Source organism: Bacillus sp. 196mf, from assembly GCF_003217275.1.
Classification (GTDB): domain Bacteria; phylum Bacillota; class Bacilli; order Bacillales; family Bacillaceae_G; genus Bacillus_A; species Bacillus_A thuringiensis_S.
Window position 1 is genome coordinate 1 of record NZ_QJTG01000042.1, and the last position, 25,318, is coordinate 25,318.

Consider the following 25,318-nt stretch of genomic DNA (forward strand, 5'->3'; position numbering starts at 1 on the left):
AACGAACGGGGAAACAAGTTTCTGTCATCGGTTCTGTTCAGCATGCAAAAAATGTACAAGTATTTGCAACGTTACCGAGTGGTTTTCGACCCATACAAAATATTGCGTTTCCAGCATTAGTGTATGGAAATGAACCTGCCATTTGTGAGGTTACCGTTCAAAGCGGTGGTGGACTATTTGTGAACGGTGTGCAAAGTGGACAAACCGTCCATATTGTAGCGAATTTTATGTTGTAACAATCGAGAGCCTGGATTCCCAGGTTCTTTTATTTGAAATGAGGTGAACACAGTGGAGGAACAAATCTTCAATTCCATGATTCAACAGGGAGCATTCGCAGCGTTATTTGTGTGGATGCTGTTCACGACGCAAAAAAAGAATGAACAGCGGGAAATGCAGTATCAAAAAGTAATTGAGAAAAATCAGGAAGTGATTACAAAGCAAGCAGAGGCATTTGGAGATTTATCGAAGGATGTATCAGAAATTAAACAAAAAATTCTGGGGAGTGGGGAAGCGTAATGAAAAAAGCAATTAAACAAATCATGAGAATAGGCGCCTGGTTAGGCGTCTTCTTTTTGTTTTCGACGAGTGTGTTTGCCGATAGAATACTGCTGATACCTGATTTACCAAAAACACCATACAGGGGCGGTGTAGGTGCATATGAAGGAGTGGTCGCCCACAGTACAGCAACACCTGAAGCACCCGCCATTAATATTCAACGTTATGAGACTCGTACCTGGAGGAATGCATTCGTTCATTACGCAGTAGATTGGAATGAAACCATTCAAATTGCGGATACCAAATATATGGCGTATGGAGCGGGACCGACAGCAAATCAACGATTTGTTCATGTAGAATTATGTGAGACAGCGGACTATAACAAGTTTACACGTAGTTATGAAAAGTATGTCCGATTACTGGCTAGTATTTTGAAGAAGAACAATCTGACAGTTGAAAAAGGATTGTGGATGCATAACGATGTGAGGAAATATTTAGGTGGTACAACGCACACAGATCCACTTGCGTATTTACGTAGCCATGGTGTAACGGAAGCGCAATTCAGAAGTGATGTGCAGCAAGCATACAAGGGCCATAGTGTAGAAGCATCTGTACAAGCGAAACAGTCCATGCAAAATGAAGGTGCTGTAACGGGTGGTATCGCCTATATAAACGGATACAACGTCAATTTACGTAAGGGACCGGGTAGGGACTATCCTGTCATTCGTCAGTTAAATAAACCAGAAGCGTATATGGTATGGGCTGAAAAGGATGGTTGGTTACATCTTGGCGGCGAGCAATGGATTCAATACAATCCAGATTACATCTGTTATGAAAAGAATAGCAGGATAGACGCAGTAAAAGGGAAACGAGTGATATCAAAAGTGAATGATCTCCGTTTTTATGCCAAACCTTCTTGGAAGGCTAAGAATGTAGCGGGTACCGTGGATGCAGGATACGGATTTACAATTGAGGAGAAAATAATGGTGGATGGTTCACCGCAGTATAAAGTGGATAATTCGAAGGGAAAAGTGTTTTATATGACCGCTAGTGAAGTGTATGTGACGGTGGTATAGCGGTTAAAAGGTTAGAAATGTGATAAGTGTTTCTTTTGAATGTTTTTAAGGAATTTAGCGAACCAGTATATATCTGGTGAGGAGTGTATTTGGCAGGACAATCGCATGAAAAAATATTGAGTGGATGTTATATACGCGCTATTCTTAAAGAAAAGTGTAAGGATAGATGGAATCATGAAACATTTTATGGAGACAATTCAAATAGAAGACCCAAGACAACAACATAAAGTAAAGCATACGTTACAGGATGTAATTGGGCTTGTCCTGATTGCCACCCTTGCGGGTGCAGACACACTGGTCGATATTGAATTTTTTGGTGAATGCCATGCAGAAACATTAGCAAAATATCTTTCTTTTCCAAATGGTATGCCTTCTCATGATACGATTGGTCGTGTCTTACAATTAGTCGATCCAGCATATCTTTATGAGCTGCAAACAAAGTGGAATCAGTTTTTTATACAAAGCAATGATGCCACTATAAATAAAATTATCAATATTGATGGGAAAACAATGCGCGGTAATGCGTCAAAAGATCAAAAAGCAAATCATATTCTTTCCGCTTGGTCAAAAGCAGATGGAGTACGCTTTGGGCAAGTGACTGTCAATGACAAGTCAAATGAAATTACAGCGATTCCTAAATTATTGGATACGCTCCATCTGGAGAAGATGATTGTAACGCTAGATGCGATGGGAACACAAATAGATATTGCCTCTGACATCATCCAAAAAAAGGCGGATTATGTGTTAGCAATAAAAGAAAATCATAAACTACTTTATCAATATATATAACGGATTACTTCTGTCATGCTCCTTTTTTAGAGGGAATGAAACAACTAAAAAAAGGCTATATATGCACGATTGAAAAAAGCCACAGCCAGATTGAAAAACGTTTTTACTATCAAACGGATGATATTTCTTGGTTGGAAGTAAAGGCAAAATGGAAAGATGTCAAAAGTATTGGTATGGTGGAAAAATCATAGAAAAAGATGACGAAATCCGCGTCGAAAGACGCTATTATATCTCTAGTTTACAGACAGACGCTACTTTATTTGCTAAGGCTGTACGAGGGCACTGGGATATAGAGGTGATGCATTGGTATTTGGATGTACTTTTTAAAGAAGATAGTCATAAAGTGCTGAACAAAACGGCAGCAATGAACTTAAATGTATTGAGAAAAATCGCTTTAGCCATTTTGAAAAAATGGACACCAAATACTCGTAAGAAAGTAACAAGTATGCGGCAAAAACGAGTTTTATTATCTATGGCATTTCACAAATTTTTACCATCTATACTAAATATGTAAAAATTAACGCATATATCTACCTGGAATAAGACTATATTTTTCATGCGATTGTCATGTGTATTTGGAAATAATGGTTGTAAAAAAATCGAAATATGATAAAATCAAGAAGCTAAAGTAAACCCGATAAACATATTATGTTTATTGGGTTTATGAGAATTATGCAAATGCATTCAACTCCAAGTGCTGATATATATAAGTCCCACTTATATTTTCGACATCACCATATGATGTTTAAAACATCCAATAAATCGTTAGGACTTACATCCAAATGAATTTAGGCATGGTGAATTTTTAAAGAGGACTTATATATAAGAGTAATCATACAAGGGTTATAGATTACGAGAGAAAAAAGAGAGGGGAATGTTGGATATAATTTTTTGGGGGAGACAGTGACTTGGATAGAATGTATTGCTTAGAAAGAAGGAATGCAAAATGAAAGTACATAAGGTATGGAAGTGTTTGACAACGACGGCATTAATGGGGCAACTTTTAGTATGCACTGGTACCGCTCATGCAGAGGGAGAAAATGATAAAAAGCCTGTTGTATCTATGGAGAAAAAATTCAATAAGGTAGAGATTCATGGACTAATAGGTCAGTATTTTAAAGATGATAATTTTAAACAATTACTGATGGTATCTCATGAAAAAAATAGCGATATTTTATTGAAAACAGAGGAAATGAAGGATGTACTTCCTTCGGGGGAACAACAGGTCAAATCTGCTAGGTGGAAAGGAATTATTCAACCTACAGAAAGTGGGGAATATATATTTTCTACATCGGATGACCAGAACATTCAATTGCAAATTGATGGAAAAGAAATTATTCAGAATGTAGATCTGCAACAAAAGGTGACATTGGAAAAAGGTAAACAATATAGAGTTCAAATGGAATATAAGAATACAGATTCAAAAAAGGAAACAGATCTACTTAATCTACAATTATTCTGGTCTAAAAATGGTGGGGAAAAGGAGATTATTCCGGAACGAAATTTATTACATCCCCTTCCAAATAGGAATAATGATGGGAAGGAAACACACCGAGAAAAAAAGGAGAGGCAGCTTTTAACACGCAGTATTACTGAGATTGTAGAAGATGAAACAGTAGATACAGATGATGATAGTATCCCAGATATTTGGGAGGTAGAAGGTTATACTGTTAAGAAAAATAAAGCTGTAAAGTGGGAAGAGGGAGATGCAGAAAAAGGGTATAAAAAATATGTATCTGATCCTTATCGTGCACATACAGCTGGAGATCCATATACAGATTTTGAAAAAGCTAGTGGTGCGTTTGATCAAGCGATTAAAAGTGAAGCAAGAGATCCACTTGTAGCGGCCGTTCCGATTGTAGGAGTAGATTTAGAGAAAGTTATATTGTCATCAAATGAAAATGTTTCCAGTGAATCGGGAAAGTCGTTGTCTTTATCTGTTTCTAATAGTAAGACAGAGTCTGATACAGTGGGAATGAATGCATCTATTGGAGCATCTGCAGGGCTTACTGATATTGGAGTTAACAGTCATGTAGGGATGGATGTCTCGCATACTTCTTCTACGACTGCAACTGTAGATATTAGTGGTAGTAAGACAATTAGTGAGGGACTGAATATCAATAAAGGGGAATCAGCTTTCTTAAATGCAAATGTCCGTTACTATAATACAGGCACCGCCCCTATATATAATGTTCAACCTACTACAAATTTCTTATTAGGAAAAGATACGTTAGCGACCATTCGTGCTCAAGATAATCAAATTGGAAATAATCTAGCACCGGGTGAATTCTATCCTAAAAAGGGACATTCTCCGATTGCCCTAAATACGATGGATCAATTTAGTGCAAAGTTAATTCCGATTAATTTTCAGCAATTAAAACAAATAGAGAATGGTGAAAAAATTAAACTAGATACTACGCAGGTAAATGGAAACTTTGCAGAAGTAACAAGTAGTGGGAGTATGCATACAGATAATAATCATTGGAAGGACTATATGTCTCGTATTGAATCATTAACGAGTACTCTTATTTTAGATACAGGTACAGAGACATTAGAGCGGAAAGTAGCAGCAAAGGATTTTGAGGATCCAGAAAGTAACACGCCTGAGATTACTTTTGGAGAGGCAGTTCAAAAAGCATTCGGTACTAACATCAAAGAGGGAAAACTATTTTATAAAGATATGTCATTGGATGAATCGAATGTGAATTTCATTTATGATAAAAAAACTGGAATAGAAATAGCAAATCAAATGAAACAGATGGAGCATAAAAGTATATATAATATTAAGTTACATCGTGGTATGAAAATAATTGTGAAAAAACGTGGGTTATTCGAAAATTGTAGTCCTTTGGTCCGTGATTGGAAAGGTGTGGGATTTAAAACTCAAGATGAAAAAGAGCAAGGGAAAATAGGGATAACAACAGGTCTTGCGTATACTAAAGTTCAAGGGCTAAAACCAAACACGGTATATATGATAGGTGCCTATGTGAAAACAGATGGGCACTCTGGAGAATTTGAATTTGCAGGTCCTAAATTAATTGGCAGTGGGCCTGTGGCGCTTACAAATGAATATAGATATGTAAAATGGTATTTTAAAACACCTAATGACGTGGGAGAAGAAAATAGTATTGGAATTTTGTCAACAGGCAAATCAAATGTGTATTTCAATAAAGTTATGCTAATTGAGCTGTAGTAGATATTTTAAACAGAATAAATGTATCGATTTTATATATTGATTTAAAGTGAATATTTGTAATTTGAATCGTGCAATAGTAAATACTCTTATTCCTATATAAAGTTATAAGATTTGGAATAAGAGTGTTTTGTTTGTTGAAAGTAAGAATTTTATTGATAGAAGGACGTGGAGGTTTATGAATTTTAAAAGAATGAAACATATATCAGCGATAGCGATTACTGGTTTTATTTTTGGGGTATCCTCTATTTCATATGCAATGGAGGTAGAAACAGAATCAAATATAAATAAAGATTATGGTATTTCTTTAGAGGCTTTTCCGAGGGCTAATAAGGAGTTTGAAAAAGATAAAAAAACGAAAGAAAAAGAAGAAAAAGAGAATAAGAAATGGAATGAACAAAGAATAAAATTTAATAAAATCCTGACTGATAGGGAATCAATATTATTAGAAAATCTTAAGACACCGTTGATTGATGATTTAAGTAATGATAATAGCTATTATGATATTAATAAAGCTCTCAGACGAGTGGGGGGAGATTTTGATAAGTTTCCCGAAATTAACCAAGATAAAGAGGTACGAAATAAAGATAGTTATAAAAAGAATATAAAAGATATAGATGAAATATTTGAAAAGAAGGCAATTAAGATAGAAAAGTCAATAGAGGTATACTCTGACATTCAGCAGGATTACGATTATGACCTATCTTTTTTAAGAAGTTCCGAAAATCCAAATACCATTGATCGAGAAAAAGGTGCTACATTTATTAAAAAAACTACACACGGAATACATAGCGATTATTTAGTTGTAAAAAGAAGGGAAAGTAATGATTCTAATTCTATAATCAAAAGAACTATTAAATTAGAAAAGGGTCAAAGAATAATTCCTTTAGATGAGGACACTATGGTTATTTCAAGAAATATGGGTAGAGAAATTACTGATATGAAGATTGTGACTATAAACGGGAAAGAGTACATTCGTGAAAAATCTAAGTTAGTATCTAAAGATAAGATAGATAAAAAGATTCAAAAAAAAGCAGTGGAATTGAATCAATATTTGATATCTGAATACAATCTTCCAAAAGATAAAAAATATATTGATTTGGATTTGACAGCACAGTATGCGTCTTGGAATTCGGCATTAATACCTAAATTTTTAAACGATCTAAAGAAGACAATGGATAATGAGGTTTTAAAGCATTTATTAGAATTTATGGCTGAGCAAAAAGGGGCATTAACTTTTACAGATATGTCTATTAGTAGTGATGAAGATGTTCAAGAACACTCTGCAACATATGGATTATACGATGAAGATACCAGAAATGTATTTTTAACTGTTAGTGCTAATCGTATACCCTATGGATCGTTACACCATGAATTTGGTCATGTATTAGATCACGCGTTACATCAAGAACGCGGTGATATGAGAGATCATGATGTTAACGTAGGGATTGCGGGACTAGAAGAATATAAAAACATATTTTATCAAGAGCGTTGGAATTTAGGAGAATATGGAGCTACTAATTCGTTTGAGCATTTTGCTGAAGCTGTTAAATTCTTTTTTACGGACGTTGAATACTTGAAACAGAATGCGCCACAAACTTATCAATTTATAAAAAAAGCAATTGACGATTTTAAGTTGAAAAAAGGTCATAAATAATTCGTTTATTTTTGTGTGAGGAAATAAATTAGCAATTGTAGTGGAGGTACCTAGCCATGAAAGTTAGGTGCCTTTGTTCATTCGCATTCCTCCGCATTTACTCTCCTAACCGCTACGAATGTAATACAGAACCGTAGCACCATAGGTATTTTAATATAACCCCATCTCATCAGTTTCTTCTGCAGATATTCTATCAAATACACCTGGTAGAAGCGAATTGTTTATTGGATTTGTGGAGGGTACATTGGAACGGTCTTCTTCTAGCCAATTATAATATAGACCACTTGAGCATGCCTCTGTTTTACGCTTTGCAATAGTATGTATGTCTCTAAAACTATCGATGTAATCATAGACCATCTGTTTGAACGTACCTGTAAAATAACCAATTGGATTTTTCATCAAAGTACCGTTATGCTCAAATTTCTGTGCTTTAGCATACAAAGCAACGGAAGCATTCGCAAGAAGATTGTGAAATACATCGGTATCCGCTAGTAAATTAAATTTCTTAGCAGCTTTCTTCGCAATGTTTCTGGCATTTTGGAATGATTCATTAATTATTTTAGGGTCAAAAGCAGTTTGTAATTTCATACGCATAGATTGCGGTACACGGTAATCGATGAAATCTTTATCATTTACATGAGATTGCATATCATCCTCTTTACGTATATGTATATCTTTTATATTTTGTTTTAAAGAACTAGTATTTGTTTTCTTGGTAGGACACTTTTCAGTCATTTCGGTAAGGGCCTTGTCGGACAATTCTTCCACAATTGGTTGAATGATAATCGCATTGGCAGTTTGACGCATATCTTTTTTACGTTTCATTGCTACTTGATTCACCATTCCTAAATCCACAAGTTTCTTCATGAGACGTTGTACAGTTTTATAGGAAACTTCCATCATGTCAGCAATTGAATTTTTGCATAGGAAACTAACCCCTGCATATTTGCAGCTGTGGCGCTTTAAAATATCCAATAATGTAAGTAGCTTAGCTTGTACATCGGCACGTGTAACAGACGTTCGAATGACGTCTCTATATGTTCTAACTACTTTGTTTACTTCTTCCACATCAGTAAATGTGGATAAATTGTGATAGGATTCTTTTTGAGCTATGACATCAATACGTTTCTTCATAATTAGGCTCCTTTGTGTAAACAAAAAAGCAACAGAATGCCAAATGTAAGCAAACTGTTGCTAGGAGCCCTTATGTACGGTAAAATGGGGTACATAAAGAGTTACAGCAAGTGTTTGCCTAGCGATAGTAGGCGGACGGTTAATAAAGTGTTCCACCACTTTATTAACACGTTGTGCTCTTTTATTTTTGTTAGTTTTATTTTGAATTTTTGAGGTAACAAATTGGTCACAAATAACCAGAAAAGTGTTGCCATTTATAAAATTAGGTAAAGCACAAAGCAGCGTAATATAGCTGTTTGTTGCGCTTTTAGGCAATTTAAGTTTTATAGATAGGAGAAGATAAACTTCAAACCTCTTTCTTAGTGGAAAGAGGTTTTTCTATGTTAGAAAAACCTCTGAATTTAAAAAGGGGGAGAAGAAGATGGGATATTATTCATTAACAGAAATAACAGCTGTACAATATGCGAAAGATCATGGCTACTTTGAAGCGAAGGCAAATGTCGTTTGTCATGAAATTGGAGACGGAAACTTAAATTACGTGTTCAAATTAGATGATGGAGAGAAATCGATTATAATAAAACAAGCACTGCCTTATGCGAAAGTAGTTGGTGAAAGCTGGCCATTGTCTATAAAAAGAGCAACGATTGAAAGCAAGGCATTACAAATTTTTGCGCAGTATGTACCGGATTATGTTCCAGTAGTGTACAGTCATGATGAAGAGTTAGCGATAACGGTAATAGAAGACTTATCAAGACTAACAATTACAAGAAAAGGATTAATAGACGGAGAAGAATATCCGCTTTTATCCCAGCATATCGGCCGTTTTCTAGCACATGTTTTATTTTACACTTCAGATTTTGGTTTACAGTCAGAAGAGAAGAGGGTACTAGAAGGTACCTTTGTAAATCCGGACCTTTGTAAAATTACAGAGGATTTAGTGTTTACAGATCCGTTTGGACATTATGATACAAATGATTATGAGCCAGATTTACAGCTCGTGGTTGATGAACTTTGGAGTGATAAAACTTTAAAACTAAAAGTAGCACAATATAAATATAAGTTCTTAACAAGAAAAGAAACTCTTATTCATGGTGATTTACATACTGGTAGTATTTTTTCGTCACCTTCTGAAACGAAAGTGATTGATCCAGAATTTGCGACATATGGCCCATTTGGATTTGACATAGGTCAATTTATTGCAAATCTATTATTAAATGCTTTATCTAGAGAAGAAGAGAAAAGAAGTGTACTATTTTTCCATATAGAAAAGACGTGGAGTTATTTTGTAGAAACTTTTACAAAGTTATGGATTGGAGAAGGTGTAGAAGCATATACGAAAGAAAAACAATGGTTACCAATTATTTTGCAAAATATCTTTACTGATGCAGTTGGATTTGCCGGATGTGAACTGATTCGTAGAACAATTGGTTTAGCTCATGTAGCAGATTTAGATGAAATAGAAAATAAAGAAACAAGAATTCAAGCTAAGAAACAAGCGCTATCCTTAGGTAAAGAACTAATAAAATATGAATCTAAAAGTGCTGATATTCAACTGTTTCGAACATTATTTCAACAGACAGTTTCAGGGGGCGTAAAAGCGTGAGTACAATTGTTACTGTTCCGAGATCTATAAGCTGGAAAGGTGATGCAATTGCGGTATTAAATCAAACGAAATTGCCGCATAGCACAGAATACAAAACATTGACGACTATTGAAGAGGTTTGGAAAAGCATCGTAATGTTAGAAGTACGAGGAGCGCCTGCAATTGGAATTGTAGCTGCATTTGGCTTAGCGCTTGCATCAAAAAAATATAACATTGTACATATTGAAGAATTTCAAAAGAAGTTTAATAGAGATTGTAATTATTTAGGAACGTCACGCCCGACAGCAGTAAATTTATTTTGGGCAATTGATCGTATGAGAGAATCTATTCGAGAGATTACTACAATAAAAGAAGCACAAAAAACATTAGAAGAAGAAGCGCTTCGCATTCAGCAGGAAGATGAAGAGGTGTGCCGAAATATTGGGGAATATGCGTTAACATGTTTTAAAGATGGCGATAATATTTTAACAATCTGTAATGCTGGAAGTATCGCAACTGCCAGATATGGAACTGCATTAGCTCCCTTTTATATTGGAAAAGAGAAAGGTGTGCGTTTACATGCATATGCGTGTGAAACGAGACCAGTTTTACAAGGTGGTCGCTTAACGACCTGGGAATTGAAGCAAGCAAATATTGATGTGACCCTTATTACAGATAATACTGCAGCTCATGCTATTCAAACGAAAGAAATAAATGCAATTATTGTAGGGGCGGATCGAATTGTCGCAAATGGAGATACGGCAAATAAAATAGGGACAATGAATTTAGCTATTTTAGCAAAGCACTTTGATATCCCATTTTATGTTGCTGCGCCACTGTCAACATTTGATGTTACGAAAGAAACTGGAGCCGAAATAATTATTGAAGAAAGAGATGAAACAGAAGTTACGAAAATCTTTGGAAAACAAGTAGCACCAATTGGAACGAATGTTTATAACCCTGCATTTGACGTAACACCGAACGAATTAATTACAGGAATTATTACTGAGAAAGGTATTATAAGCGGGGATTATAAACGAGAAATTGCATCATTATTTGAAAAACAGGCTAATACATAATAGCTTGTTTTTTTATGCCTAAATGCATTGTTTTCTCTTACTTATATAATGAAAGGAGGAGAAGAGGATGGAAGAGTGGATCAAGATGATAGGTAATGTAGGGTTTCCAATTGTTGTAACATTATATTTACTCCACCGTATTGAAAGTAAATTAGAGGGGGTAATTGTTGCAATTGAGAAGCTCCCGCGGCAATTACTAAAGTACGAAGATCCTCGCAATAAAAAATAAAGTTTGCTCTTCTTGAGCAAACTTTATTTTTTATTGAGCAGTATAGCCACCATCGATAACGACAGCTTGACCAGTAATACCTTTAGCTTTTTCACTCGCTAAAAACATAGCATAATCAGCGATTTCTTGTACTTGTAATAAGCGCTTTTGTGGGACGAGTGGATAAATAACATCTTCTAAAACATTTTCAAGTGGTACATTTCGTGTAGTAGCTAAGTCTTGTAGTTGATTACGTACAAGAGGGGTATCGACATAACCAGGGCAAAGGGCATTAACAGTAATACCATGCGTAGCACCTTCTAAAGCGGCAACTTTTGTTAATCCAATTACGCCATGTTTTGCACTATTGTAGGCAGCTTTTCCAGCAAACCCGACAAGGCCGTTAATAGAAGCGACATTAATAATACGACCATATTTTTGTTGTTTCATAATCGGAAAGGCATGCTTAATTGCGATAAACGGAGCAATTTGCATAATTTGAATTAGTAGCTCAAACTTTTCCGTTGGAAAGTCTTCAATGGGTGAAACGTGTTGCATTCCTGCGTTGTTAATTAATATATCTAATGAACCGAAATGACTAACCGTTTGAGAAATTGATGCTGTAATTTCCTCTTCAGATGTAACGTCACATTTTAAACCGATAGCTTGAAAACCTTCACTTTGTAATTGCTCAGCAGCTTCTTTCGCACGTTCTTCAAGACGATCAGTAATCACAACTTTTGCACCTTCTTTTGCAAAAGCACTTCCTATTTCATATCCAATACCACTCGCAGCACCTGTTAAAAAGACAACTCGATTTGTAACCATGATGAAAAACATCCCTTCATAATAAAGTTTTCATAGTGCTCTATTTAGAGAGGTTATAATGAAAATCCTGCAAACATTTGGAAAAAATATCGTTAGCTATCTTGTTTTGCAAAATAGTCTTTGCTATACTATTTTGTAAAGCAAGATACTTACGCTTATCTATCTTGTAAAACAAGATAGTAGGAGGATTTGAATTATGTCGACAAGTCAAATGCTGAAAGGGATCTTAGAAGGATGCTTACTTGCTATTATTTCTGAAGGCGAAATATACGGTTATGAAATGAGTGAGAAGCTAGCAAAGTATGGTTTTACAATGGCGAGTGAGGGAAGTATTTATCCGTTATTAATACGAATGCAAAAAGAAGGATTAATAACAAGCGTAATGAAGGAATCTCCATCTGGTCCAAAGAGAAAATATTACACATTAACAGAAAAAGGCGAGGAAGCACTTGATGAATTTATGGATCGCTGGGAAGCGATGCAAAGTAGTGTAGAACGTCTACTTGAAGGGAAGGGAAGGAGAAAATAATGTTATCAAGTGAAGCACGAAAGTTTTTGTTAGATATGAGATTATTTTTGACGGCAAAGAGTGTGAAAGAAAATGATATTGAAAACTTTTTAGAAGACGCAGAACTTCATTTAATAGAAGGTGAGAGTGAGGGGAAGAGTGTAGAAGATATTTTCGGAAGCTCACCGAAAGAATATGCAAATGAACTTGTAAAAGTGATGGAAAGAGATAGACAGGAAACGTGGAAGCAAATTGGTTTTACAGTAATGAATATCGTATCTTTTTGGATTATTGCTTCTATCTTAATAGTGAGTAATGGAATGTTACAGATTTCACTTATTCAGTGTATTGGTTACAGTTTTTCATTAATTTTAGTTGTTATGGGTCCTAATTTTCTACTTCGCAAAATGACCTTCGTCACAAGCTTTACAAAAACATGGTTTTCCATGTGGTCTTTAGTTATGATTGCTCCATTGTTTTTATTAGGAGCTGTTACGATATTAGATGTGATATATCCTACAAAAATGCTCACATTCACCGAAGTCCAAAGTTATATAGTAGCTGGTGGGATTTTTATCATCACAGTAGCGATAAATATATATTTTGAAGGATGGTTTAAAAACTTATATTTAATCATTCCACTTTCTATTATGTTACTGTTTAAAACATTTACATCTGAAGATCTCATGCCAATGTTATTTCAAATTATATGTTTATACGGAAGTTTGTTTATTTTAATTTTCTTTGAAATTATGATGAAGACGAATAGAAGAGAAATGGTTAAATAAGGGGGTGATAAAAGTGCTATCGAATGAAGGGCAAAAGTTTTTAGATGATACTCAAGGGTATTTACGAACAAAGGGCATTAGAGAAGCTGATATTCTTTTCTTTATAGAAGATGCGGAAGTTCATTTAATAGAAGGAGAAAAGAGAGGGAAGAGTGTAAATGATATATTCGGTCATGCTCCAAAAGAGTATGCAAATCAACTTGCCAAAGAGATGGAAGTTGATAAAAAAGGGAATTATAAATTATTGCTTTATTTCATTATAAATTTATTAGCATTCACGATGATGAAGAGTGTATTTTTTAGTGAAGTCGACCATCGTTTGTCTTATTCTTTAATTGAATTAATCGGATATCCAATTATGATTTTTGTAGGAATTAGTGTATTAATATGGGGCATGAGAACAGCCTCATTTAAGCGTAAAAGAACTGAATTTTTAATTATGTATATAAGTGGTGCGATATGGTTTTTATCAATTTTCAGTATTGCATTATTAAATAATTTTTATGGTACAACATTTATTAAATTTACTGCGACAGAAAGCTTCATTCTTGTTGGAATAGTAGTTCTATTTGCAGCTATTGTAAATATTAAATTTGGTGGTTGGTTTACTTTGGCGTATTTACTAGTTCCAATTGCATTGGAATATGTATTCGTAATGATAGATTTATCAAGTATTATTGGAATGTATGTACAACAAATAATTCTTTTCATTGTTATTTATATGCTTTTGAAAATTCATATAAAATTAGAAAAAGGAAAGTATACGAATAAAAAGAGAGACAGTATTATTTATAGGTAAATTGAGTAGTAGTTTTCTAAGGTTAACCTAACAATAACTCTTTTATAAAAAGGATATATGTTGACTATTTTATTAATATATTAGATTACACATCAGGATATATTCTGTTTTTCGGTTTAATAGGAAAGCGGCTGCTCTGGATATACCAAAAATTATTTCCAAAGAAATATTATATAGGGATTTTTAGAGGGATTACATTTACATTTAGTTGTCTATTTTTATTTCTAGCAGCCGGGATTTGGTTTGTTGATTGGAACAAGTTGTTTTAAACAGTAACATGAGGGTTACTGTTTTTTTCTTTGTAGTAAAGAGCTTTGTAAAGAGAGCGCTTTTTGTTCTGTTGTTAATAAGGAATGAATATGAACGTTTTCTGGACGAGGGACTATCGGATACATAAGATTTGTTGGAGAAGGGTGGTGCTCCGAGCCGGTTGGAGAATGAGGATCTGCATGAGTAAGTTTTCCATGAATACGTCTTGTAAATAAAATATGACCGATTTCGTGAGCGAGCGTATATATATTTTTCATAGGGGCAGCCGAATTTGTTAAAACGATATAGCCAGTAAGTTGCTGTTGTTTTGCTAAAGAATAAGCGCAGGCAATTACTGCTGTTTCTTTGAAATAATCACTGCCAATATAACAAATATAAAGGTCGCATTCAGGAGCTTCATTTACACATGTTTGGAAAAAGGATGCCAACTTTTCTTGACTTTGAATGGAATTTTTATAACTGATTTCACGGTCAAAAAAACGGAAAAGTTCATTTAATACAATTACTTCTTGAATTTGAAATGTAATGGGGTGCCAAATTGATTCTGCAACAGCTAAATCTTTTGCGATGCGGTCATCAGAAATATCGGCACCGGGAGTAATACAAATACATATATTGACGTATGGATCCATAAGGAACACCTCAAATGAAAAAAGTTCTTCCTATAATATATGTGGGAAAAAGATGTCATGTATGGATAAACGCCTTCTTTATTGAATATATAGATGACAAGTCGAAAAAATTTCATAGTTCTATAACATTGTGTGGTCGTCTTTTTGATATAGTAAAGGAAAGGGGGAGAATATATGTATACATTAAAAATCGTTTCAGACAGAGAAGCACTTTATCAATTTGCGAGTTATGTAAGAGTTGTACAAGGGGTTGAAGATGTATATGTAGAGGTGGGAGAACCTTTATATGAACATCCTTTAATGAAGTTTTATGTACATATTAAGCTGAAAGAAACATATGAGCAGCATAAAGCGTTACAGGAAATAGCAAGATTAGTAGAATTGGGCCGTTTTACATATGTCCATTATCGTAATGATGAAATTGAGGAAGCTTTTGAAGCTGTAAAATATGAAAGTTTTAAGAAATAAAGGTGAAAAAATGGAGGCGAAAGCTTCCTTTTTTTCTTTAAAATTACATGAACAAAAAGAGAGAAATTTTGTTATGATAAGGGAGGTTAGGGAAAGGGGAATTTACATATGGGGTATATTGAAGAGTTACGAAAAGTCGTTGGTACAAGACCGCTTATTCTCGTAGGATCAGCAATTATTATATTAAATGATAATCAAGAAGTATTGCTTCAATATCGTTCAGATACATATGATTGGGGTGTACCTGGCGGGGCGATGGAACTGGGTGAAACGACAGAAGAAACGGCACGTAGAGAGTTATTTGAGGAAACGGGGTTAACTGCAAAAATAATGCAATTTCTTGGTGTTCTATCAGGAAAAGAAGTATATTTCCGTTATCCGAATGGCGATGAAATTTTCAATGTCATTCATCTGTATCAGGCACATCATGTGAGCGGGGAATTAAAGCTCGATCATGAAGGGTTGAAACTTCAATATTTTCCAGTAGATAAGTTGCCAAAATTGAATGAAACGACAGAGAAAATTTTACAAAAGTTTTTATATGCACTGACAGAATAGAAGGTTAATTCCTTCTATTTTTATTATATTAAATATTTTGATTTTTTAGTATGTTTATAGTATGATAGTTGTAGATATACATCTTATGGAATTTCACCTAAAAACTGACTAGGGTACATAAGAGAGGGGCAAGTACAAAATGCATAATGTTGTTATTACAGCTGCAGTTCGTTCGCCAATTGGAACTTTTGGAGGAGCGCTAAAAAATGTAACGCCAGTAGAATTAGCTGTTCCTGTACTTCAGGAAGCTGTAAAACGAGGCGGGGTAGAACCACATGAAGTTGATGAAGTAATTTTAGGTCATTGTATTCAAAGAACTGATGAAGCAAATACGGCGAGAACAGCTGCATTAGCGGCAGGATTTCCTGACACAGTTACGGGATATACAATCCAACGTCAATGTTCTTCAGGTATGCAAGCAATTATGTCAGCTGCAATGCAAATCCAATTAGGTGTAAGTGATGTTGTTGTTGCAGGTGGAGTAGAAGCGATGAGTTCGAGCCCTTATGCATTGAAACAGCACCGCTGGGGACAACGTCTACAGCACGGAGAAATTCGTGATACGGTGTGGGAAGTGTTAGAAGATCCGATTCACCATATTATGATGGGTGAAACAGCGGAAAATTTAGTTGAACAATATGAAATTACAAGAGAGGAACAAGATGAAGTTGCTCTTCGCAGTCATACATTGGCACTGAAGGCAATCGAGTCTGGACACTTTGACGATCAAATTGTTCCTATTACAATAAAAGAACGTAGAAAAGAAGTAGTATTTTCGAAGGATGAGCATCCACGTGCAGATATTACAGCGGAAAAATTAGCAGGGTTAAAACCAGCATTCCGTAAAGATGGGTCTGTAACTGCAGGTAATGCATCTGGCCTGAATGACGGAAGTGCAGTTCTAGTATTAATGAGCGAAGAAAAAGCAAAAGAAAAAGGCTTACAACCGTTAGCTAGAATTGTTGGATATTCAGTAGCTGGAGTAGACCCGAAAATTATGGGTATTGGACCAGCACCAGCAATTCGTAAAGGTTTAGAAAAAGTGGATTGGTCATTAGAAGATGCAGATTTACTTGAAATTAATGAAGCTTTCGCGGCTCAATATTTAGCTGTAGAGAAAGAGTTAGGTTTAGACCGTGAAAAAGTGAACGTAAACGGTAGTGGCGTAGGACTTGGGCATCCAATTGGTTGTACAGGGGCTCGTATTACGGTAAGTTTAATTCACGAATTAAAAAGACGTGGGTTAGAAAAAGGAATTGCCTCTTTATGCGTCGGTGGCGGTATCGGGGTTGCCTTATTTATAGAAGCACTATAAAAAAGAAGCAGCTATTGCTGCTTCTTTTTTTATGACTCAAATAGATGATGAAATAATCGATCACGATTTTCAAAGAAAAGTTTCGTTGTTTGGTAATGCTCGGTTTCTTCTAATGTGGATTCGTGAATCCCCTCTTGTGTTAAAGAGTATATAGTAGATTCAGGGTAAGCCATTAAAATAGGAGAATGCGTCGCAATAACAAATTGTGAACCTTGTTCCGCTAGTTCATGCATTCGAATGAGCATGGAAAGTTGTCTCATTGGTGATAGAGCGGCCTCAGGCTCATCTAAAATGTATAAACCTTGTCCTGAAAAACGGTTCATAAATAAGGAAAAGAATGATTCACCATGTGATTGCTCGTGAAGTGAAACGCCGCCATAAGATTTTATAGCATCTATTTCATCAATATAAGAAGCAACGTTATAAAAAGATTCAGCGCGAAGAAAGAAACCGTCGTTTGGTGTATTGAAACTTTTTGAAATTCGAAGGTATTCATGTAAAGATGAATGTGAATCGTTTGTGCTAAAGCGGAAATTTTTCGTTCCACCTTCTGCATTAAAACCTAACGCAATTGCAATTCCTTCAAGTAATGTTGATTTACCCGTTCCGTTTTCTCCAATAATGAATGTTACATTTGGATGGAAAGCTAGTGATTGTAATGTTCGGATAGCGGGTAAGCAGTAAGGATATGCGGAAAAACTAGGGATATTTTCTTTTTTTAATGTGACATTTTGTAAAAAGGGTACGTCAATCAATATATAAACCTCAATTCATAACGGATTTTGAATCTAAAAAGGCAGCAAATACAAGTGTTAATGACACCTGAATCCCTTCCTTATTTTCTGAATATTTTATGTGGATTATATCATTTAAACTATCATATTCCAATGTGAAAATAAATATTGCATGAAGATCTATTCTCTCGTTATGATAGATGGTATTCTATTGAAAATGTGAGAAGGAGTTAAAGTATGCCGTTTACATTTGCACATCCAGCAGCAGTTCTTCCTTTTGCGAAAAAGCATTCTAAATATATGTCAGTAACGGCTCTTATATTAGGTAGTATGGCGCCTGACTTTGAATGTTTTTTACACTTTAGACCGTATGGTGTTATTGGGCATACGTGGCTTGGGTTCTTATATTTAAATTTACCACTTGTCTTCTTATTAGCATGTATATATCATTACATTTTAAAAAAGCCTTTTATAACACATTTACCTAAACCATTTGCTGGGTATTATACATATGTAGTAGATAAGGGGTGGAGGATTCATACATGGAAGGATCTTTTTATATTTTGTTATTCAGCATTATTCGGTATGTTAACGCATGTTGTTTGGGATGCATTCACTCATAAGACAGGCTATTTTGTTATGAAAATACCATTATTGCAAAGAGAATGGTACGGTATCCCTGTTTATAAATATATGCAACATGGAAGTACATGTATTGGTTTTCTATTATTAGTATACGTTTTATGGAAATATAGAAATGAAATGGGTAAAGACCTTATTTTAGCTTCGGAAAAAAGAAAGTATTGGATTTCAGTAATTGTTGTGGCAACTATTATATTTATCGTGCATGCGTTCCTAGATCCCTATTTTCATATTTTCCAAATTGGAGGTATAATAGTATCTGGACTGACAAGTTCATTTTGTGGACTTTTCATTGTTTCTATAGTTTACAAGGCAAGGGACTAATTTTATATTCATGAATGATAGTGTTAGGAGAAATGAAATGATGAAAGCATGGAAAAGTATTTTTGTTTTATGTAGTTTTCTTCTTATGTTAAGTGGTTGCTTCCATCAAGAAGAAAAGAAAGCTGAACCGAAGAAAAAAGAATCTATTCCTGAAACGAAAGAATATGGTGGGCGTGAGCTGAAAAAAGTAGGACAAAAAGTGAAAGAAACAGGATGGGGTACTTTCAAGTTAGAGCAGATGCACTCTGTGAATCAAACATTTGAAGTAGCGCCAATGAAAATTCACGTACAAGATGTGAAAGTAATCTCTTTATCACAGATGAGTGAAAAAGCAAAAAATACATTGAAAGTATACACGGCACTAACTCCTGAAGAAGTAAAACGTAGATTAGGGGATAAAGTAAGCCAAGAAGATGCAGAATTATATGCATCGCTAAGTGGAACAGAGATTAGTAATACAATTCGTTACGTTGAGATTACATATAAAGTGGAGAATAGCGGGAATAAAAATATGCAATTTTTCTCTATGAATGATGTTATGATTAATGGTAAGCAACATTTTAAAGTAGCGACTCAAAACTTTTTATATGATGAAGATACGTTAGTTGGTACAAAAAATGTGTCAAGAGAAGACTATAAGCCTGGTGAAACAAGAGATGGTATTATTGGTTTAATACTTGACGATGGAAAAGACAAAGTAAAGGATATTCAGTTTACAACTGATGATTTACTTGCAGGAGATTCAGAAACACAAGATGTTGTAAAAGAGTCACAAACGTTTAATATCTCACTTTCGGAGTAAGGTGTTTTTAAAATAATGTAAGAAAAACAGTCAGCACTCAAATATTATGCTGACTGTTTTTTTATTTCTTTTATGTATGAATCTACATTTTGAAAAGGTACCTTAATTTTAAACGCATCTTTTTGTTCGTTAAATTGCTTTTCATTGTAGGGACCGAAACGTTTATTGTGCTTTACGTCAATAATCCAATAATGTTCACTTTTTTTATTTGCAATTGCTGCGTCAGGGTTATTTGGATCTGATTTTTCCTCAGTTTGTTTTGCAATAATGTATTTATCATCCCAAGCAATGTCTGTAATTTTTGCAGGGATGTATTGTGTGGCATATACAGCATCTTGCGAGGGGAAAAGTTCAAATGCATTTCCAGAAGTACGTATGAGTTCGTATTCATCGTTAACCGTATAAGTTAAGTGACTTGTGTTTCCTGCACAACCAGTTAATAGGAAGGCGACGAATAGGATTATCCATTTTTTCAATATGGGAACCTCCTTTATAATGCTATTGTAACAAATTGTACAAGAAAAGTAAGAGAAACGCTAGTTTACAATGTTTTTTAGAAGTGGTACGATGAGACGGGTAAAGAAGGATATGAAGGAGTCGACATAAAATGAAGTTAAAGATGCATCGTCCAGCGCTTGTAATGAATCGCATAGGTGCTTCCCTAATTGACATGTTTTTAATCTCGGTTATGTATGGTGCAGTAGTAGCTATTATGACCGGAAACTATAGTGCTATGTTTAAGCGCTTTAATATAAGCTTAGGTGATTTTAGATATGATTTCGCAGTAGTTTTCATATTAATGGCGATATATTTTATTGTATTACCCTTTATTTGGAACGGTGTTACACTTGGCAAAAAGGTAACGAGAATAAAATTAATTTCATTGAAGAGTGAAAAGCTAACGTTGCAAACATTAATTATAAGATTTTTTGTAGTGTTATTACCGAACGTATTGCTATTAGGAATTCCATTAATATGTAACGTATATATGATGTTGTTCCGCAAAGACAATTGCGGTTTTCAGGACTTAATTACAAAGACGAAAATAATAAGTCTTGTATAATAAAATAAAATAAAAAAAGACCCTTTTATATATAAAAGGGTCTTTTTTTATTTTATAAGTATATTGTGAATATTTACAGTAAGGAAAAGCTAAAATGTGTCATTTCTATTTATAATAGATTGAAAATTAAGATAATGGTATAATAATTAAAAATAATATCTTTATCTCACCATTTGGGGCTGATTAAAGTTTTACTTTATATAATAAGGGGGAAGTTGAGATGACAGGAGGTAGCATAATTTTTTGGGGCATTCTCATTTTTATCGGTCTAGTTCTTGATCAGAGTAAGAGTAAGAAAAAAGAAGGATAAAAAGTAAACGTTTACAAATTGAATAGCAATTTTTCTTGCTTGCAGAATAATCTCATAAAGGAGTATACTGAATGACGGTAAGACTTATAGAAGGGGTAATGAAAATGAAGCTTGCAGGAAAAGTTGCTATCGTAACTGGCGGTGGCATCGGTATTGGACGTAATACAGCTCTTTTGTTGGCTAAACAAGGCGCAAAAGTAATTGTGACGGACATTGATCAAGAAAGTGGACAAGCAACAGTGGAGGAAATTACGAATCTAGGCGGAGAAGCCCTTTTTGTATTCTATGATATGGAAAAGCAAGGAGATTGGCAACGCGTTATTAGCATTACTTTGAATGCATTCAGTCGCATTGACATGCTTTTTCAAAATGCTGGTTTATATAAAATAGATTCTATTTTTTCTCGTCAACAAGAGAACGATTCCAATGTACTTTGTATTAATGACGTTTGGATAGAGATAAAACAATTAACGTCATCTTTTATGAAACAGCAAGAAGAAGTGGTGCTTAGTGATTTACCGATTTTCGGTATTATTGGCACGAAAGGACAATCATTTCATACAGTAGAAGCCCTAGTATAATAATGAAAACCGCCCTCGATATATGTGGACGGTTTTTTTGTATGTTATATAGAAGGAAATTTTTTTAGCGAATACGTTGTTCTGTTTGGCTGTCAAAGAAATGCGCTTTATTTAAATCAAATGCCAATTTAATTTGGTCTCCAGGTGAGAATATATGTCTTGCATCAACACGTGCTGCAAAATCTTGATTTCCAAGTTTCATATATAAAATAGATTCAGCACCTAACAATTCAGCAACTTCAATTTTTGTTGTGAAAGTAGTAGATTGTGAAGCTTCTAAAAATAGTAGTTCATCATGAATGTCCTCCGGGCGAATACCTAAAACAATTTCCTTATTTACATAGCCTTGTTCACGTAGCATCTTCATTTTTCCTTCAGATACTTTGATTTTTATAGTATTGTCTATAACGAAATCGGTTTCAGTCAATTTACCACGGAAGAAGTTCATCGCTGGTGACCCGATAAATCCACCCACGAAAATGTTTTCTGGTGTTTCATATACTTCTTTTGGTGTTCCAATTTGTTGAATCTTTCCATCCTTCATAACGACAAGACGCGAAGCCATAGTCATTGCTTCTGTTTGGTCGTGTGTTACATAAATTGTTGTTGTTCCAAGGCGATGATGTAGCTTAGAAATTTCTGAGCGCATTGCAACACGGAGTTTAGCATCTAAGTTTGATAATGGCTCGTCCATTAAGAAAACTTTTGCATCTCGAACGATTGCTCTACCTAACGCAACACGTTGGCGCTGTCCACCTGATAATGCTTTCGGTTTTCTATCTAAATATTGTTCAAGTCCTAAAATTTTTGCTGCATCTTTTACACGACGATCGATTTCATCTTTTGGTATTTTTCGAAGTTTTAATCCAAATGCCATATTATCATATACACTCATATGTGGATAAAGAGCGTAGTTTTGGAAGACCATTGCGATATCTCGATCTTTTGGAGGAACATCATTCATTAGTTTACCATCAATTGAAAACTCGCCTTTTGAAATATCTTCGAGTCCAGCTACCATTCGTAATGTTGTAGATTTTCCGCATCCAGAAGGACCGACAAATACGATAAATTCTTTATCTTGAATGTGTAAATTAAAATCAGTTACAGCTGTTACGTTATTATCATATATCTTATAAATGTTTTCTAATTTAAGTTCTGCCATGGTATTTCCCCCTAGAAATAATTATGCAAACGTTTTCTTTGAGTTCATTATAAACGAATAGATTCAAAAAATAAATAAAAAAATAAAACGTTTTCATATATTGGAGAATTATTAGTGATTTTCGCGTTTTTTCTTAGAAAAAGAACAATAAAAATTGTAAGCGCTATTTTAAATTGAGATAGAATCTGTTATCATTCATTAATGAAAACGTTTGCGCCTTAAAAAAGAGAAAAATGAATTATGAATGAAATGGGGTAGCATAATGGAAAAACAATGGTGGAAAGAAAGCGTAGTATATCAAATTTATCCTCGTAGCTTTATGGATAGTAATGGTGATGGTATAGGAGATCTTCAAGGGATTATTTCAAAGCTAGATTACTTAAAAGAGTTAGGGATTGATGTGATTTGGTTATCACCAGTCTATGAATCTCCAAATGATGATAATGGTTACGATATAAGTGATTATTGTAAAATTATGAACGAGTTCGGAACAATGGAAGATTGGGATGAACTATTACATGAAATGCATGAACGTAATATGAAATTGATGATGGATTTAGTTGTTAATCATACATCTGATGAACATAATTGGTTTATTGAATCACGTAAATCAAAAGATAATAAATATAGAGATTACTATATATGGCGTCCTGGAAAAGAAGGGAAAGAACCAAACAACTGGGGAGCTGCTTTTAGTGGATCTGCATGGAAGTATGATGAAATGACGGATGAATATTATTTACATCTGTTTTCTAAAAAACAACCGGATTTAAACTGGGATAATGAAAAGGTAAGACAAGATGTTTATGAGATGATGAAGTTTTGGTTAGAAAAAGGAATTGATGGATTCCGCATGGATGTTATCAATTTTATTTCTAAAGAAGAAGGGTTACCAACAGTTGAAACAGATGAAGATGGTTATGTTTCAGGTCATAAACATTTTATGAACGGTCCAAACATTCATAAATATTTGCATGAAATGAATGAGGAAGTATTATCGAATTATGATATTATGACGGTTGGTGAAATGCCAGGTGTAACGACAGAAGAAGCCAAATTGTATACTGGAGAAGAACGAAAAGAGTTGCAAATGGTATTCCAATTTGAACATATGGATTTAGATTCAGGAGAAGGTGGAAAGTGGGATGTAAAATCATGCTCACTTCTTACTTTAAAAGAGAATTTAACAAAGTGGCAAAAAGCATTAGAGCATACCGGATGGAATAGCCTTTATTGGAATAACCATGATCAGCCTCGCGTTGTATCTCGTTTTGGTAACGATGGAATGTATCGCATTGAATCTGCAAAAATGTTAGCGACAGTTCTTCATATGATGAAGGGGACGCCATATATTTATCAAGGTGAAGAAATCGGAATGACGAACGTTCGATTCCAATCAATTGATGAATATAGAGATATTGAAACGTTAAATATGTATAAAGAAAAAGTGATAGACCATGGTGAAAATATAGAAAAAGTAATGGAATCTATTTATATAAAGGGTCGTGATAATGCTAGAACTCCAATGCAGTGGGATGATCAGAATCACGCTGGATTTACAACGGATGAGCCTTGGATTACTGTAAATCCTAACTATAAAGAGATTAATGTGAAACAAGCAATCCAAGATGAAGGTTCAATTTTTTATTACTATAAGAAATTAATTGAGCTACGCAAAAATAATGAAATAGTTGTATATGGATCATATGATTTAATATTAGAGAATAATCCTTCTATTTTTGCTTATGTAAGAACATATGGAGACGAAAAACTACTTGTTATTGCAAACTTTACTGCGGATGAAAGTGTATTTGAAATGCCTGAGGATATTAGTTATAGTGAATCAGAATTATTCATACACAATTACGATGTAGAAATCGGATCGATAGATAACATTACATTACGTCCGTATGAAGCGATGGTATTCAAATTGAAATAAGAAAAAGCCTTATGCCACACCTGAAGTGACCCCCGAAAGTTAGACAGGTCGTTTCATTAGGCAGCCTCTAGGGTATGAGCCCGGTATTGTACTGGGCCCATACCCTTTAATTTTGCCTTAATTCTTTTATGATTATAGTATTCTATATACTTTGCTAATTCTTGTTTGAAATGTGTTATACTTTCAAATTCTTTTCGATACAGAAATTCCGATTTCATAATACCGAAGAAATTTTCAATAACGGCATTGTCATAACAGTTTCCTTTGCGAGACATACTTTGAGTTATGCCACAATTCTTAAGAGAATGGCGGTATTGTTTCATTTGATAGTGCCAACCTTGATCAGAGTGAATGAGGAGTTTATCCGGATCGGTTACAC

At 34.5% G+C, this 25,318-nt stretch carries 30 protein-coding genes and 1 pseudogene; 24 read left to right on the top strand and 7 right to left on the bottom strand.

Annotated features, from left to right (window positions below; all coding sequences use genetic code 11):
* From ATL10_RS31445 to ATL10_RS28365, 8 genes and pseudogenes are all read left to right on the top strand, one after another.
* Window positions 1-236 (top strand): annotated as a pseudogene (locus ATL10_RS31445) (hypothetical protein); the annotation flags it as partial.
* A gap of 52 nt (window positions 237-288) precedes the next feature.
* Entirely contained in the window at window positions 289-516 is a 228-nt protein-coding gene (locus ATL10_RS28340; RefSeq protein ID WP_110497999.1) for a BhlA/UviB family holin-like peptide, read from the top strand.
* Window positions 516-1,571: an N-acetylmuramoyl-L-alanine amidase gene (locus ATL10_RS28345; RefSeq protein ID WP_110498001.1), complete on the top strand. Its 1,056-nt coding sequence runs from the start codon at window positions 516-518 to the stop codon at window positions 1,569-1,571. Before ATL10_RS28340 ends, ATL10_RS28345 begins: the two co-directional genes overlap by 1 nt.
* 120 nt (window positions 1,572-1,691) lie before the next feature.
* Window positions 1,692-2,360, top strand: coding sequence for an ISAs1 family transposase (locus ATL10_RS28350; RefSeq protein WP_142670022.1), 669 nt, complete (start codon window positions 1,692-1,694; stop codon window positions 2,358-2,360).
* 35 nt (window positions 2,361-2,395) lie between these two features.
* Entirely contained in the window at window positions 2,396-2,551 is a 156-nt protein-coding gene (locus tag ATL10_RS31450; protein WP_181419351.1) for a hypothetical protein, read from the top strand.
* Complete coding sequence (locus ATL10_RS28355) at window positions 2,509-2,874, top strand: ISAs1 family transposase (protein ID WP_142670023.1); 366 nt, start codon at window positions 2,509-2,511, stop codon at window positions 2,872-2,874. The genes ATL10_RS31450 and ATL10_RS28355 overlap by 43 nt, the downstream gene beginning before the upstream one ends.
* A gap of 432 nt (window positions 2,875-3,306) precedes the next feature.
* A complete protein-coding gene (locus ATL10_RS28360; RefSeq protein WP_110498007.1) occupies window positions 3,307-5,553 on the top strand; it encodes a binary toxin-like calcium binding domain-containing protein in 2,247 nt (748 codons plus the stop codon).
* 178 nt (window positions 5,554-5,731) lie between these two features.
* Window positions 5,732-7,210: an anthrax toxin lethal factor-related metalloendopeptidase gene (locus ATL10_RS28365; protein WP_110498009.1), complete on the top strand. Its 1,479-nt coding sequence runs from the start codon at window positions 5,732-5,734 to the stop codon at window positions 7,208-7,210.
* 150 nt (window positions 7,211-7,360) lie between these two features.
* Here the strand turns inward: ATL10_RS28365 and ATL10_RS28370 are convergent, their stop codons facing one another.
* Complete coding sequence (locus ATL10_RS28370) at window positions 7,361-8,344, bottom strand: cytosolic protein (RefSeq protein ID WP_110498011.1); 984 nt, start codon at window positions 8,342-8,344, stop codon at window positions 7,361-7,363.
* Between the two features lie 421 nt (window positions 8,345-8,765).
* Between ATL10_RS28370 and mtnK the strand changes: the two genes are divergently transcribed.
* From mtnK to ATL10_RS28385, 3 genes are all read left to right on the top strand, one after another.
* Window positions 8,766-9,947 (top strand): S-methyl-5-thioribose kinase, encoded by a 1,182-nt coding sequence (gene mtnK / locus ATL10_RS28375; RefSeq protein WP_000542674.1) that lies wholly within the window; start codon window positions 8,766-8,768, stop codon window positions 9,945-9,947.
* On the top strand, window positions 9,944-11,005 hold the full coding sequence (gene mtnA / locus ATL10_RS28380; RefSeq protein WP_098235787.1) for an S-methyl-5-thioribose-1-phosphate isomerase: 1,062 nt from the start codon (window positions 9,944-9,946) through the stop codon (window positions 11,003-11,005). Before mtnK ends, mtnA begins: the two co-directional genes overlap by 4 nt.
* Window positions 11,006-11,072: 67 nt before the next feature.
* Window positions 11,073-11,234, top strand: coding sequence for a YvrJ family protein (locus ATL10_RS28385; RefSeq protein WP_000393338.1), 162 nt, complete (start codon window positions 11,073-11,075; stop codon window positions 11,232-11,234).
* 30 nt (window positions 11,235-11,264) lie between these two features.
* Here the strand turns inward: ATL10_RS28385 and ATL10_RS28390 are convergent, their stop codons facing one another.
* Window positions 11,265-12,041: a 3-hydroxybutyrate dehydrogenase gene (locus ATL10_RS28390; RefSeq protein WP_110498013.1), complete on the bottom strand. Its 777-nt coding sequence runs from the start codon at window positions 12,039-12,041 to the stop codon at window positions 11,265-11,267.
* 196 nt (window positions 12,042-12,237) lie between these two features.
* Here ATL10_RS28390 and ATL10_RS28395 point away from each other — a divergent pair, with 196 nt between their 5' ends.
* Genes ATL10_RS28395 through ATL10_RS32050 form a run of 4 tightly spaced genes read left to right on the top strand, consistent with a single transcriptional unit; the run spans window position 12,238 to window position 14,405 of the window.
* Window positions 12,238-12,570, top strand: coding sequence for a PadR family transcriptional regulator (locus tag ATL10_RS28395; protein ID WP_000107977.1), 333 nt, complete (start codon window positions 12,238-12,240; stop codon window positions 12,568-12,570).
* Window positions 12,570-13,337: a DUF1129 domain-containing protein gene (locus ATL10_RS28400; protein WP_071713529.1), complete on the top strand. Its 768-nt coding sequence runs from the start codon at window positions 12,570-12,572 to the stop codon at window positions 13,335-13,337. Before ATL10_RS28395 ends, ATL10_RS28400 begins: the two co-directional genes overlap by 1 nt.
* Window positions 13,338-13,350: 13 nt before the next feature.
* Window positions 13,351-14,136, top strand: a complete 786-nt coding sequence (locus tag ATL10_RS28405; RefSeq protein WP_090977141.1) for a DUF1129 domain-containing protein — start codon at window positions 13,351-13,353, stop codon at window positions 14,134-14,136.
* Window positions 14,137-14,180: 44 nt separating this feature from the next.
* Window positions 14,181-14,405 carry a DNA-binding protein gene (locus ATL10_RS32050; RefSeq protein WP_369812837.1) on the top strand — a complete coding sequence of 75 codons (225 nt, stop codon included), beginning with the start codon at window positions 14,181-14,183 and terminating at the stop codon, window positions 14,403-14,405.
* Between the two features lie 15 nt (window positions 14,406-14,420).
* On the opposite strand, the gene ATL10_RS28415 is transcribed toward ATL10_RS32050, so the two are convergent.
* Window positions 14,421-15,038 (bottom strand): ImmA/IrrE family metallo-endopeptidase, encoded by a 618-nt coding sequence (locus tag ATL10_RS28415; protein WP_000371606.1) that lies wholly within the window; start codon window positions 15,036-15,038, stop codon window positions 14,421-14,423.
* A gap of 174 nt (window positions 15,039-15,212) precedes the next feature.
* Between ATL10_RS28415 and ATL10_RS28420 the strand changes: the two genes are divergently transcribed.
* The 3 genes from ATL10_RS28420 to ATL10_RS28430 all read left to right on the top strand — a co-directional run bounded on the left by ATL10_RS28420 (window position 15,213) and on the right by ATL10_RS28430 (window position 17,379).
* Complete coding sequence (locus tag ATL10_RS28420) at window positions 15,213-15,506, top strand: DUF3928 family protein (RefSeq protein ID WP_000288330.1); 294 nt, start codon at window positions 15,213-15,215, stop codon at window positions 15,504-15,506.
* A 108-nt stretch (window positions 15,507-15,614) separates the two neighbouring features.
* Window positions 15,615-16,064 carry an NUDIX hydrolase gene (locus ATL10_RS28425; protein ID WP_000540529.1) on the top strand — a complete coding sequence of 150 codons (450 nt, stop codon included), beginning with the start codon at window positions 15,615-15,617 and terminating at the stop codon, window positions 16,062-16,064.
* 139 nt (window positions 16,065-16,203) lie between these two features.
* A complete protein-coding gene (locus tag ATL10_RS28430; protein WP_000552075.1) occupies window positions 16,204-17,379 on the top strand; it encodes an acetyl-CoA C-acetyltransferase in 1,176 nt (391 codons plus the stop codon).
* 29 nt (window positions 17,380-17,408) lie between these two features.
* Here the strand turns inward: ATL10_RS28430 and ATL10_RS28435 are convergent, their stop codons facing one another.
* Window positions 17,409-18,134, bottom strand: a complete 726-nt coding sequence (locus tag ATL10_RS28435; RefSeq protein WP_000568001.1) for an AAA family ATPase — start codon at window positions 18,132-18,134, stop codon at window positions 17,409-17,411.
* 216 nt (window positions 18,135-18,350) lie between these two features.
* On the opposite strand from ATL10_RS28435, the gene ATL10_RS28440 reads away from it, so the two are divergent.
* Entirely contained in the window at window positions 18,351-19,079 is a 729-nt protein-coding gene (locus ATL10_RS28440; protein WP_098235788.1) for a DUF4184 family protein, read from the top strand.
* 37 nt (window positions 19,080-19,116) lie between these two features.
* Window positions 19,117-19,881, top strand: a complete 765-nt coding sequence (locus ATL10_RS28445; RefSeq protein WP_000973900.1) for a hypothetical protein — start codon at window positions 19,117-19,119, stop codon at window positions 19,879-19,881.
* 44 nt (window positions 19,882-19,925) lie between these two features.
* Here the strand turns inward: ATL10_RS28445 and ATL10_RS28450 are convergent, their stop codons facing one another.
* Window positions 19,926-20,357 carry a DUF3997 domain-containing protein gene (locus ATL10_RS28450; protein WP_000758789.1) on the bottom strand — a complete coding sequence of 144 codons (432 nt, stop codon included), beginning with the start codon at window positions 20,355-20,357 and terminating at the stop codon, window positions 19,926-19,928.
* Window positions 20,358-20,488: 131 nt separating this feature from the next.
* On the opposite strand from ATL10_RS28450, the gene ATL10_RS28455 reads away from it, so the two are divergent.
* The 3 genes from ATL10_RS28455 (at window position 20,489) to ATL10_RS28465 (ending at window position 21,835) form a co-directional block, all read left to right on the top strand.
* Window positions 20,489-20,944 (top strand): RDD family protein, encoded by a 456-nt coding sequence (locus ATL10_RS28455; protein WP_000769080.1) that lies wholly within the window; start codon window positions 20,489-20,491, stop codon window positions 20,942-20,944.
* A gap of 220 nt (window positions 20,945-21,164) precedes the next feature.
* A complete protein-coding gene (locus ATL10_RS28460) occupies window positions 21,165-21,254 on the top strand; it encodes a flagellar motor protein (protein ID WP_098235789.1) in 90 nt (29 codons plus the stop codon).
* 71 nt (window positions 21,255-21,325) lie between these two features.
* The gene (locus ATL10_RS28465; RefSeq protein ID WP_000218413.1) at window positions 21,326-21,835 is read left to right on the top strand and encodes an SDR family NAD(P)-dependent oxidoreductase; all 510 of its coding nucleotides are present in this window, start codon (window positions 21,326-21,328) and stop codon (window positions 21,833-21,835) included.
* 64 nt (window positions 21,836-21,899) lie between these two features.
* Here ATL10_RS28465 and ATL10_RS28470 read toward each other — a convergent pair whose 3' ends face one another.
* The gene (locus tag ATL10_RS28470; RefSeq protein ID WP_000818934.1) at window positions 21,900-23,000 is read right to left on the bottom strand and encodes an ABC transporter ATP-binding protein; all 1,101 of its coding nucleotides are present in this window, start codon (window positions 22,998-23,000) and stop codon (window positions 21,900-21,902) included.
* Between the two features lie 262 nt (window positions 23,001-23,262).
* On the opposite strand from ATL10_RS28470, the gene malL reads away from it, so the two are divergent.
* The gene (gene malL, locus ATL10_RS28475; protein WP_110498015.1) at window positions 23,263-24,939 is read left to right on the top strand and encodes an oligo-1,6-glucosidase; all 1,677 of its coding nucleotides are present in this window, start codon (window positions 23,263-23,265) and stop codon (window positions 24,937-24,939) included.
* A 56-nt stretch (window positions 24,940-24,995) separates the two neighbouring features.
* Here the strand turns inward: malL and ATL10_RS28480 are convergent.
* On the bottom strand, window positions 24,996-25,318 hold a 323-nt coding region (locus ATL10_RS28480), incomplete at its 5' end, for an IS3 family transposase (protein WP_142670024.1).

What these genes read in the sequence shown, in the direction of transcription:
- ATL10_RS31450 (WP_181419351.1), top strand. Translation starts at nt 2,396, where the DNA reads ATGAAACAACTAAAAAAAGGCTATATATGCACGATTGAAAAAAGCCAC.
- ATL10_RS28425 (WP_000540529.1), top strand. Translation starts at nt 15,615, where the DNA reads ATGGGGTATATTGAAGAGTTACGAAAAGTCGTTGGTACAAGACCGCTT.
- ATL10_RS28415 (WP_000371606.1), bottom strand. Translation starts at nt 15,038, where the DNA reads ATGGATCCATACGTCAATATATGTATTTGTATTACTCCCGGTGCCGAT.
- ATL10_RS28360 (WP_110498007.1), top strand. Translation starts at nt 3,307, where the DNA reads ATGAAAGTACATAAGGTATGGAAGTGTTTGACAACGACGGCATTAATG.
- ATL10_RS28365 (WP_110498009.1), top strand. Translation starts at nt 5,732, where the DNA reads ATGAATTTTAAAAGAATGAAACATATATCAGCGATAGCGATTACTGGT.
- malL (WP_110498015.1), top strand. Translation starts at nt 23,263, where the DNA reads ATGGAAAAACAATGGTGGAAAGAAAGCGTAGTATATCAAATTTATCCT.
- ATL10_RS28355 (WP_142670023.1), top strand. Translation starts at nt 2,509, where the DNA reads ATGGAAAGATGTCAAAAGTATTGGTATGGTGGAAAAATCATAGAAAAA.
- ATL10_RS28460 (WP_098235789.1), top strand. Translation starts at nt 21,165, where the DNA reads ATGACAGGAGGTAGCATAATTTTTTGGGGCATTCTCATTTTTATCGGT.
- ATL10_RS28420 (WP_000288330.1), top strand. Translation starts at nt 15,213, where the DNA reads ATGTATACATTAAAAATCGTTTCAGACAGAGAAGCACTTTATCAATTT.
- ATL10_RS28385 (WP_000393338.1), top strand. Translation starts at nt 11,073, where the DNA reads ATGGAAGAGTGGATCAAGATGATAGGTAATGTAGGGTTTCCAATTGTT.
- ATL10_RS28440 (WP_098235788.1), top strand. Translation starts at nt 18,351, where the DNA reads ATGCCGTTTACATTTGCACATCCAGCAGCAGTTCTTCCTTTTGCGAAA.
- ATL10_RS28370 (WP_110498011.1), bottom strand. Translation starts at nt 8,344, where the DNA reads ATGAAGAAACGTATTGATGTCATAGCTCAAAAAGAATCCTATCACAAT.
- ATL10_RS28345 (WP_110498001.1), top strand. Translation starts at nt 516, where the DNA reads ATGAAAAAAGCAATTAAACAAATCATGAGAATAGGCGCCTGGTTAGGC.
- ATL10_RS28430 (WP_000552075.1), top strand. Translation starts at nt 16,204, where the DNA reads ATGCATAATGTTGTTATTACAGCTGCAGTTCGTTCGCCAATTGGAACT.
- ATL10_RS28455 (WP_000769080.1), top strand. Translation starts at nt 20,489, where the DNA reads ATGAAGTTAAAGATGCATCGTCCAGCGCTTGTAATGAATCGCATAGGT.
- ATL10_RS28395 (WP_000107977.1), top strand. Translation starts at nt 12,238, where the DNA reads ATGTCGACAAGTCAAATGCTGAAAGGGATCTTAGAAGGATGCTTACTT.
- ATL10_RS28400 (WP_071713529.1), top strand. Translation starts at nt 12,570, where the DNA reads ATGTTATCAAGTGAAGCACGAAAGTTTTTGTTAGATATGAGATTATTT.
- ATL10_RS28465 (WP_000218413.1), top strand. Translation starts at nt 21,326, where the DNA reads ATGACGGTAAGACTTATAGAAGGGGTAATGAAAATGAAGCTTGCAGGA.
- ATL10_RS28390 (WP_110498013.1), bottom strand. Translation starts at nt 12,041, where the DNA reads ATGGTTACAAATCGAGTTGTCTTTTTAACAGGTGCTGCGAGTGGTATT.
- mtnK (WP_000542674.1), top strand. Translation starts at nt 8,766, where the DNA reads ATGGGATATTATTCATTAACAGAAATAACAGCTGTACAATATGCGAAA.
- ATL10_RS28470 (WP_000818934.1), bottom strand. Translation starts at nt 23,000, where the DNA reads ATGGCAGAACTTAAATTAGAAAACATTTATAAGATATATGATAATAAC.
- ATL10_RS28445 (WP_000973900.1), top strand. Translation starts at nt 19,117, where the DNA reads ATGATGAAAGCATGGAAAAGTATTTTTGTTTTATGTAGTTTTCTTCTT.